General features: G+C 65.4%; 9 protein-coding genes. 2 read left to right on the top strand and 7 right to left on the bottom strand.

Annotated elements, in window-relative coordinates:
- From BG60_RS33225 to BG60_RS33195, 7 genes are all read right to left on the bottom strand, one after another.
- Positions 1 to 1,797, bottom strand: a 1,797-nt coding sequence (locus tag BG60_RS33225) for an adenylate/guanylate cyclase domain-containing protein (RefSeq protein ID WP_034474158.1), incomplete at its 3' end; no start/stop codon positions are given.
- A gap of 70 nt (positions 1,798 to 1,867) precedes the next feature.
- Entirely contained in the window at positions 1,868 to 2,632 is a 765-nt protein-coding gene (locus BG60_RS33220) for a bestrophin-like domain (protein ID WP_008345338.1), read from the bottom strand.
- Positions 2,633 to 2,642: 10 nt separating this feature from the next.
- Positions 2,643 to 3,077 (bottom strand): hypothetical protein, encoded by a 435-nt coding sequence (locus tag BG60_RS33215; RefSeq protein ID WP_008345337.1) that lies wholly within the window; start codon positions 3,075 to 3,077, stop codon positions 2,643 to 2,645.
- Between the two features lie 180 nt (positions 3,078 to 3,257).
- The gene (locus BG60_RS33210; RefSeq protein WP_034474157.1) at positions 3,258 to 4,796 is read right to left on the bottom strand and encodes a purine-cytosine permease family protein; all 1,539 of its coding nucleotides are present in this window, start codon (positions 4,794 to 4,796) and stop codon (positions 3,258 to 3,260) included.
- A gap of 85 nt (positions 4,797 to 4,881) precedes the next feature.
- Positions 4,882 to 5,832 (bottom strand): LysR family transcriptional regulator, encoded by a 951-nt coding sequence (locus tag BG60_RS33205; RefSeq protein WP_008345335.1) that lies wholly within the window; start codon positions 5,830 to 5,832, stop codon positions 4,882 to 4,884.
- A gap of 10 nt (positions 5,833 to 5,842) precedes the next feature.
- Entirely contained in the window at positions 5,843 to 7,309 is a 1,467-nt protein-coding gene (locus tag BG60_RS33200; RefSeq protein WP_008345334.1) for an NAD(P)/FAD-dependent oxidoreductase, read from the bottom strand.
- A 33-nt stretch (positions 7,310 to 7,342) separates the two neighbouring features.
- Entirely contained in the window at positions 7,343 to 7,690 is a 348-nt protein-coding gene (locus BG60_RS33195; RefSeq protein ID WP_008345333.1) for a cupin domain-containing protein, read from the bottom strand.
- 201 nt (positions 7,691 to 7,891) lie between these two features.
- Between BG60_RS33195 and BG60_RS33190 the strand changes: the two genes are divergently transcribed.
- Both BG60_RS33190 and speB read left to right on the top strand, forming a co-directional pair.
- Complete coding sequence (locus BG60_RS33190; protein WP_008345332.1) at positions 7,892 to 8,737, top strand: helix-turn-helix transcriptional regulator; 846 nt, start codon at positions 7,892 to 7,894, stop codon at positions 8,735 to 8,737.
- 113 nt (positions 8,738 to 8,850) lie between these two features.
- Positions 8,851 to 9,801, top strand: a complete 951-nt coding sequence (gene speB / locus BG60_RS33185) for an agmatinase (RefSeq protein ID WP_008345331.1) — start codon at positions 8,851 to 8,853, stop codon at positions 9,799 to 9,801.
- Positions 9,802 to 9,805: the final 4 nt, after the last annotated feature.

The raw sequence follows: 9,805 nt of genomic DNA, 5'->3' as shown, positions 1-9,805 counted from the left end.
CGCGTGGTGGAAGATGAAGCCGGCGCCCTGGCGTCGCACCAGGCGATCCATCGACGGCGATTCGAGCGCGGCGCCCGCGCCGGTTTCATCGACGAGAAAATCGACTGCATCCTTCTCGACGAGCTGCCCGAGCACCGACGCCGCCTGCAAAGCGGTCTTGCCGGCGGAATCGAGCCGGTCGAGCCGCGCCTGCACGAGACTGCGCACCGAGCCGGGCACGCCGGATTCCGCGCCGTCCTGCGCGTGGTTCAGCAACTGTTCGAGAAACAGCGGATTGCCCGCCGCCCGCGCGATGCAGCGCTCCGCGAGATCCGCCGTCGCGCCGGGAAACGATTCGGCCATGACGCGCGCCTCGCTTGCGCTCAACGGTCCGAGATCGATGAGCGAATACGGCGCGCCGTGCGCGGCGTGCCAGGACGCGTCGAAGGTTTCGGATAACGGGCGCGCGGTCAGTACGAGCACGGCCGCGCAATCCGCCGCCGTCGCGGATAGCGCCGCGAGGTCCGCCAGCGTCGGCGCATCCGACCAGTGAATGTCTTCGACGGCAAGAAACCGCGGATGCCGGCCGCTCGCGCGACGAACGAGCCGCGCCACGACATCGCGCCGGCCGCGAACGCGCATCGCGTTGTCCATTGCCTCGAAGACCGTGCGATCCGCGAGCGGCATGGGCATGTCGAGCAGGTCTTCGAGAAAGAGCGCATCGCCTTCATCGATCGAACCGGAGGCGATCGCCTGGGCGATGCCCTGCCCTATCGTTGCGTCATCGTTCGGATCGTCGAGCGCGAGCAGTCCGCGCACGAGCGATTGAATCGCGCCTCGTCCGGTCGCCGCGCCGAAGTCGAGCACGAGCCCGCCGTGACAGACGAATCCCGCATCCCGCGCGGCGCTTTCGAACGCTTCGACGAGGCGCGTCTTGCCGATGCCCGCCTCGCCGCGCAGCACGATCGTGCGTCCATGGCCCGTCGCGCGGCACGAGCCGAGCACGGTCCGGAACGCGAGCAGATCTTCGCAGCGGCCGACCATCGGCCGGATCGGCGGCGCGTGTCGAATGCCGGCGATGCGCCATGCCGGAACCGGATCGGCGAATCCCTTGACGGACAGCGCGCCGCGTTCGACGCAATCGAGACGCTCGGCCAGATGACGCCGCACGGCCTCCGATATGAGGATTTCTCCCGTGCCGGCCGCGTCCGTGAGACGCGACGCGAGATTGACGGTGTCGCCCGTGACGGTGTACGCCCGATGCGTCGCGCTGCCCGTGCCGCTCGCGACGACCTCGCCGCCCGCAATGCCGATGTGCACGCAAACCGCGCGACCGAGCGCGCGCGACAGGCCGGGCATCGCATCGTCGATTGCGAGCGCGGCGCGCACGGCGCGTTCGGCATCGTTTCCATGCGAGACCGGCGCGCCGAAGACCGCCATCACCGAGTCGCCGACGTGCTTGTCGACATGGCCGCCATGCAGCTCCACGATGCGATCGACCTGCTCGAAGTATCGATCGAGCACGTCGAGCACTTCTTCCGCGTCGATTTCCCGGCTCATCTGCGTGAAGCCGCACAGGTCGGCGAAAAGCACGGCGACTTGCCGCCGCTCTCCTTCATCGCCCGGTTTGATGGACGCATGCGGCAGTCCGGCCAGCGCATCGAGCAGCTTGCGCCGATGCCCGACCGGCGCGACGCCGAGTTCCTTCAGGTCGTCGGCGGTGAGATTGCGCAGCACGTCGGCGTCGATGGCGTTCTCGCGAAACACCGGCTCGTACCGTTCCATTCCGAGGCTGCGCAGCCAGGCGGCGACGTCCACGATCTCTCCTGGGCGGAAGATCTGCTTCCACTCAAAAAGATAGCACGCAGCCGGACGCGCGCCATGGCTCTCACGCTCCGATCGACTGCAGCAACCGCGTGAGATCGCGCGGCTCGACGCGGATCAATCCGCCTTTCGGACTGTCGATGTCGGCGATCAGCGCGAGTGACAGCGCGACCGTCGCCGGAAGAATCGTGATGAGCAGCCCTTTGGTCAGCTTGCCCTTCGCGCCGTAGCCCTGCATCACGCAGCCGAGCAGCGCGATGATGATCATCAGATACCACGCGCCCAGCGGAATATGGTTGATGCGCGCTGCCTCCGAGTAGTCCTGCGAGTTCAGCACGTCGTTCATGCCGGCGACGACGAGCGCGCCGATGGGCGTCGGCTGATCCTTCGCCACTTGCGTCGCGAGCTGCCACAGCTCCGTTTCGACATTCGACGTATCGCGGACGATCGTCGCGAGCGCATCGGGCGCGCGCGTCGTGTAGTTCGCCAGTCTCAGCTTCGTATAGCGGAGCAGCGCGGACTTGATCTTCGCGCCGGTCGCGGCATCGACGAGATCGGCGCGCGCATATTCGGTGCCGATCGCGTTCGCCTCGCTTTCCTCCAGCGTCTTGCGCAAGTCGTAGCGATTCACCGCCATCGAAAGGCTGAAGCCGACGAGCAGCGCAAGCAAGGTCAGCGTGGAAGTCTGGATGATGTTGAAGTCTTCGCGATCCTCCGGCGGCAGCACGGCGAAGCGCCGCAATACGTGCGCGCCGCACGCCACCGCGCCGATGAACAGCGCGAGCAGCACGACGAACAAACCTTCCGGATGATCGACTAAAACCGTCATCGGCGCTCCTTCAGCGCGCGTCGGCCACGGAAGATTCGGCGCTCGCGAGCATCGTCGCCAGCGTCGTTCCGGCGAGCGCCGGCGCGTCGACGTGAAAGAGCGCATCGCCGAGCGCCGCGCGCGCGCCGATCCGTCCGGCGAGCCATGCGCGCAAGCCCGCCTCCGGCATCACGACGATGTTGCTGCGCCGCGATGCGTCGGTTGCGTCCTCGAAGTCCTGTGCATCCGCGAAGTTAAGGAAGTTGGCGTACTGCTGATTGATGTCGAGCGTCGCGCGCGTCGCCGGCTTCGACGCCGCGCCCGTCCCGCCCGATGGCGACGCGTCGGCCTGCGCCAGCGCATCGCCTACGACGCCCGACAGGCCCGTCGCCATGCCGGCGACCGCAACGTTCTTCAGAAAGACTCGACGCGCTTCTGCATCGGCTGGATGTTTCGGCTCGGACATCTCGTCTCCTGTCGGGAAATGCCGGAACGCGATGTATTCCGTCTCGGATCGCCTTTGCGATCCGCACTGAAACACACGCGTCAATAACGTCCATGTGTTGAACCGATACTGGAAAAGCGCTGGATCAACGGTGGATTAAATCTATCGTCCGAATGTTCGAATAGACGAGCGTTATGAAAGTCAATCCTCGCGCACGCGCGCCGTGATCGGAACGTGCGCGCTCGTGCGTGAAGATTCGCGCGACGCGCCGACGAGACGGCGCCCTTGCGGACCGTGAACGGCGTCGGGTTCGGGAAAGAGCCGCAGCATCGTCAGATACAGCGCGCCGCCCACGACGAACGAAACCGGCACGCTGAGATCGCAGCCGCCCGCGAGCGCGCCGAGCGGCCCGGCGAACTGTCCCGGCAGATTCACGAACGTCAGCCCGATGAACGCGGCCGGCAGCCATGCGCCCATCGCGCGCCAGTTCCAGCCGTGGCTATACCAATAGTGGCCGCCGCGCCCGCCGCGATTGAACACTTGCAGATCGTCGGCCAGATAGAAACCGCCGCGCTGCACGAAGCCGATCACCATGATCGCCATCCACGGGCAACTGAAGGTGCAGATGAGCGTCGAGAACGTCGCCACGCTTTCCACGAGGTTGAACGCGAAACGCCCCACGAAAATGAAGCCGATGGCGAGCAGGCCGATCAGCGCCGTCGCGCGCACGCGGTTGAGGAACTTCGGGAACATGCTCGACGTGTCGAGGCCCGTGCCGTAGAGCGCGGTCGTGCCCGTCGACAGTCCGCCGATGATCGCGATCAGACACATCGGCAACAGGAACCAGCGCGGCGATACCGCAAGCAAGCCGCCCACGTAGTCGTTCGAGCTGATGAAGCTCGGCGCTTGCGTCGCGATGATCGTCGCGGTGACGAGGCCGAAGAGGAACGGCAAGAACGTCGCGATCTGCGCGAGAAACACGGCGCCCATCACGCGGTGGCGCGGCGTTGATTGCGGAATGTAGCGCGCCCAGTCGCCGAGCGTCGACGCGAACGAAACCGGATTGCTCAACGCGACCAGCGCCGCGCCGACGAACGCCGCCCAGAAGCCTGCGCTGCCGTGCTGAAGCGCGCCCGCGTAGTGGACGTCGAAAGGCTTCGCGAACGCGAATGCGCCGAGTACGAACATGAGGCTCGCCGCCCACACGGCGATCTTGTTCACCCACAGCATGAAGCGAAATCCGTAGATGCAGACGATCAGCACGAGCACCGCGAACACCAGATACGCCGTGCCGAGCGTCCACGGATTGACCGGCAAGCCGATCATGTCGTGCGCGCCGCCGACGAGCGCATCGCCCGAACTCCATACGGCGAGCGAGAAGAACGCGACCGATGTGAGCACCGCGAGAAACGATCCGACGATGCGGCCATGAATGCCGAAGTGCGCCCCCGACGACACCGGATCGCTCGTGCCGTTGCGCGGCCCGAAGAGGCTCATCGGCGCGAGCATGCAGGTGCCCGCGAGCACGCCGATCACGATGGACCACACGCTCGCTTCGAACGAAAGGCCGACGAGCACCGGAAAGCTGCCGAGCACCGAAGTCGAAAACGTATTGCAGCCGCCGAACAGCAGGCGGAACAGATCGATGGGCCGCGCGTATCGCGAAGCGTCGGGAATGCGCTCGAAACCGTAGGTTTCGATCTTCGTGATGCTGGTGCTGTCGCTGGTGTTGTCTGCCATGTTGTCTCGCTCCATTGTTATCGGCGGTCATTCCGTTGCGTCGGAATGCGCGCCGTAATGCGTCATCAAGGCGTCGTCAAGGCGTTCACATCGGGCACGTTGCTACCGCGCGTTCAGGCTCATCGTGATGAATCTCGCGCGCGCCATAGACGCCGAAAAGGTCTTCACAGAAGGCTCGAACGATGGCTTTGTCGGCCATGTCGCGCTTCATCGCGAGATGCAGCGGCACGTCGAAGCCGAACGCGGTGCGTCCCAGCACGCGGACCAGTCCGCGCTGCTCGAAGGCGTCCGCGTGATGCGCGGGCAAATAGCCGATATGACTGCCCGACAGGATCAGCACGGTGGCCGCGTCGATGCTGTCCGCGATCGCCGTCACGCGCCGCTCGCCGATGCCCGCGAGTTCTTCCGGCACCGGATAGCTGCGCCAGATCCAGTCGTGCGCGCGCAGATCGTCGAGCGTCACGAGCGGGTCCGCATGAAAGAGCGGATGTCCGCGCCCGCAACAGATCACTTGCCGCTCGTTGAACAGCCTGCTGTACGACAGCCCCGCGACGCGATGCCAGAAATAGCCGATCGCCAGATCGAGTTCGCGATTGACGAGGCTTTCTTCGAGTTCCTGCGGCGGCGCGACGTGCATCGCGAAACGCACGGCCTGATCGCGCTTTCGAAATGCGCCGATAGCTTCCGCGAGCCGCGCGTTCTCGACATGCGATGCCTGTCCGATCAACCCGATCGACAGCGTGCCGACCAGCTTGCGATCGATGTCGCGCACCTGCGCGACGAATTGCGATGTCGCGCCGATCAGCGCCCGCGCCGACATCACGAAACGCTCGCCTTTGGACGTCAGCCGAAAGCCGCCGCGTCCGCGTTCGCACAGCCTGAAGCCGACGCGCGCCTCCAGCGCGGAAAGCTGCGAGCTGATGGTCGACTGGCGCACGCCGAGCGACGCTTGCGCGGCGGTGATGCCGCGCGCGTCGACGACCGCGAGAAAGACGCGCACGAGGCGAAGGTCGAGATCGGATGTATTGGAGAACATGTCGTCGCGCTCACATCGGGAAGCCCATCGCCTTGATGCCCTTGATCCACGCGCGCTTCCAGCCGCCCTCGGCATCGGCGCCGTCGAATGCGTGGAACGTGACTTTCGCGGCGAGCCATCGCACCGGCTCGGGCGGAATGTAGGTCGGGCTTCGATTGGCGATGTCGAGCGCGCGCTCGGGACTGTCGCGATCGAAAAGGATGTTCAGGCCCATGAACGCGCCGAAGCGGCTCGCGGCCACGCCGAAGCCGGTGTAGCCCGCGACGAACACGGCCTTGTCGCCGAGATAGCGCTTCGCGAATACCGATCCGCGCGAGCAGTAGTCGATCGGACCGCCCCACGCGTGCGAGAAACGCACGTCGCTCAGTTGCGGGAACGTCTTGTAGAACGCCTCCGCGAGACGGTAGTACGTGTCGCGCTGCCGATCGCGCGGCGGATTCGGATCGCCATCGAAGTGATAACTCACGAGGCCGCCGAAGATGATGTTGTTGTTCTTCGTGAGGCGGAAATAGTTGAGCTGCGTGCGCGTGTCGTAGATGCCCTGACGCTGCTTCCAGCCGATGCGCGCAAGTTGCTCGCCGGTGAGCGGCTCGGTCGCGAGTACGTGATCGCGCACTTGCAGGACGCGCCGGTTGATATCCGGAATGCCGACTTTCGCGGTGCCGCTGCCCAACAGCACGCGCGGCGCGCGCACGCTGCCCGCGGGCGTCGTCACGAAGACGGTCGCGCCTTCGTCGATCACGTCGATCAGCGGACTGTGCTCGTAAAGCCGCACGCCGAGTTCGAGCGCCGCGCGCTTGAGACCCCACGCGAGCTTCGCCGGATGCACGATGCCGCTGCGATTGCGCGACCACAGCGCACCCGCGAACAGCGGCGAATCGAGTTGTTCGCGCGTGGCCGCGGCGTCGAGCAGTGTGACGTCGTGGCCATACGATCTGTGCAGATCGTAATCGGCACGCAGATGGTCGATATGCTCGGGATCGACGGCGACCGTCATCTCGCCGTTCCATTCGATATCGGCGTCGATGCCGTAGCGTTCGAGCGTCTCTTCGAAGCCGTCGAGATTGCGCTGGCCGAAGGCTTCGAGCTCGGCGATATCGTTCGGAAAGACCCGCACGGCGTTGGGCAGGCCGTGCATCACCGATGTCGAGATGATGCCGCCCGCGCGCCCCGATGCGCCGTGCGCGACCCGTCCTGCTTCGATCAGCACGACGTCGAGTTCGGGCATCTGCTCTTTCGCCTGCACGGCGGCCCACAAGCCGGTGAAGCCGCCGCCGACGATCAGCAGATCGGCGCGTGTTTCGCCCGCGAGCGACGGTTCGGCCGGCGGCTCGGCGGGATTGTCGAGCCAGTAGGGACAGAGCTTCGTGCGGGCGAGTGCTTCTTCGACGGTCAGTCGGGCCCGCTTGCGGCGCACATCGCGCGATGCGCCGGGTGCGGCGAAGTCGGCTTCGAACAGTTGCGCGCTTTCGTTCATGACGTGTCTCCTCCTCGGGCGCGGTGCGCGACGTTATTGCTGCGGTTCGAGCACGACGTAGAACTTCTTCGCGTCCTCGATCGTTTCCCAGCGGCCCGCGAAACCGGCCGGCAGCAGATAGCCCTCGCCCGCCGCGAACTCGCGGCGCGCGCCGTTCATATCGGTCAGCGCGATGCGGCCTTCGACGAGCCAGACGGCTTCGTCGGCGGTGGTCGCGGGGAAATCGACGGCGCCGACCTTGCCTTCCCACCAGCCGATCACGTAGTTGCCGGTCTTGCCTTCGGCCGCGCGCCAGTCGCTTTCGTCCATGCCGTAATCGAGTTGCGTGAATTGCCCGATGCCAGCGCCCAGCGGCGCGATGTCCTGAATCAGCTTGCTCATGTGTTTCCTTCGGTGCGTCGTTTTCAATGAATCGGTGCGCCAAAGTTACCGGGTCGACATGCCCCGGTATGCCCCCCCGCAGGGGGGACAAGCCGCGTTTCAGCGATCTGCGGGTAAATACCTAGTTACCTCGAAATCCCCGTCTGGCGGGCGATGCGGCGCTTGATCTACAATCGGACAGCCTTTTCTTTGGGGCGCGCCATGCTGCTCAACGTACCCCCGCTCAATCAGGATCAAGCCGCGTTTCCGCTGTCTTTCAAGACGCTCGGCAAAGTCATCGAAGCTGTCGGCACGCCGGATTTCGTGCCGCGTCTCACGCTGCTTCTCAATGAAGTCGTGCCGCTCAATGTCGTGCACATCGAACGTTCGCGCGTCGATCGCAGCAAGCCCACGGGGTTTCGCTGCGAGTGGATCGGCAGCAGCGGCGTCGGCATGGACACGAGCGTCATCTCCGATGTCATGACGCTGTACTACGACCGCTTCTACGACAGCGATCCGCTCTTCGCGGGCATTCGCGGCAAGGTCGGGACGATGCTCGTCGTGCGCGATATCGGCGCGATTCCGCCGGGCGAATTCCGTCAGCGGCTCTTCGACGAAGCGTCGATCGCGCACGAATGCGTGCTCGCGCGCGGCACGCCGCACGCGCAGGATTCCATCGCGCTCGAACGCGCGCTCGATGCGCCGCCGTTCACGCTCGCCGAGATGAACCGCTTTCGCAACGTGAGCGAGTTCCTGTTTCCGCTGCTGGAGCTGCATGCTTCGACGAGCGCCGCGAAACGCGTCGCGCATCCGACGTCGTTCCTGCATCCGCTCGCTCAGTTCGATGCGCGCATCGCCGAGGATCGCGTGCGTCTGTCGAAGCGCGAATACGAGATCTGCACGCATCTGATTACGGGCCGCACGGTGCCCGAAGCGGCGGAAATCATCGGTGTGCGAATCGGTACGGCCGAGTCGTATGTGAAGCGCGCGTTCGCGAAGCTCGGCGTGCGGACCAAGCGCGATCTGATCGCGTGGGGGCAGGAGCATCCTCGTCTGCACGCCACCTGAAGCCGCGTTCACATCGAACCGGCTCGATGTGAACATCTCCATTTCGTGATTCGCGCGGCGCTCGCCTCGCCTAACATCGCCCCGTCCTTACAACGATGACGGGAGACGTATCGATGCAGCGCGAACTCAATCAGCCGCTCGGCGGCAACGACATGCCGCGCTTCGCCGGCATCGCGACCATGATGCGGCTGCCGCAGGCGGCGAGCACCGTTGGTCTCGACGCGTGTTTCGTTGGCGTGCCGCTCGATATCGGCACGTCGAACCGTTCGGGCGCGCGCTTCGGGCCGCGCCAGATCCGCGCGGAATCGGTGCTGCTACGTCCGTACAACATGGCGACGGGCGCCGCGCCCTTCGATTCGCTGCAAGTGGCCGATATCGGCGACGTCGCGACGAATCCCTACGACCTGAAGGATTCGATGCGGCTGATCGAATCGGCATACGACGAGATTGTCGCGAGCGGCTGTCGCCCGATCACGCTCGGCGGCGATCACACGATCGCGTGGCCGATCCTGCGCGCGCTGCACAAGAAGTACGGCAAGGTCGCGGTCGTGCACGTCGATGCGCACGCGGACGTCAACGACACGATGTTCGGCGAGAAGATCGCGCACGGCACGCCGTTTCGACGCGCGGTCGAGGACGGCCTGCTTCGCTGCGATCAGGTCACGCAAATCGGTCTGCGCGGCACGGGCTATCACGCCGACGACTTCGACTGGTGCCGCAAGCAGGGCTTCACCGTCGTGCAGGCCGAAGCGTGCTGGAACCGGTCGCTCGCGCCGTTGATGGAAGAAGTCCGCGCGCGCGTGGGCGACGCACCGGTGTATCTGAGCTTCGATATCGACGGGCTCGATCCCTCGTTTGCACCCGGCACCGGCACGCCGGAAATCGGCGGCCTTTCCGTGCAGCAAGGCCTTGAAATCGTGCGCGGCATGAAGGGCCTGAATGTCGTGGGCGCGGATCTCGTCGAGGTCTCGCCGCCTTACGATCAGGCCGGAACGACGGCGCTCGTCGGCGCGAATCTCGCATTCGAGATGCTCTGCGTGATGCCGGGCGTCGCGTACCGTTGAACCA

The sequence above is a fragment of the Caballeronia zhejiangensis genome (assembly GCF_000698575.1).
GTDB lineage: Bacteria > Pseudomonadota > Gammaproteobacteria > Burkholderiales > Burkholderiaceae > Caballeronia > Caballeronia zhejiangensis.
The sequence above is the reverse complement of the archived record's forward strand: the minus strand, read 5'-3'. Positions and strand labels throughout refer to the sequence as shown.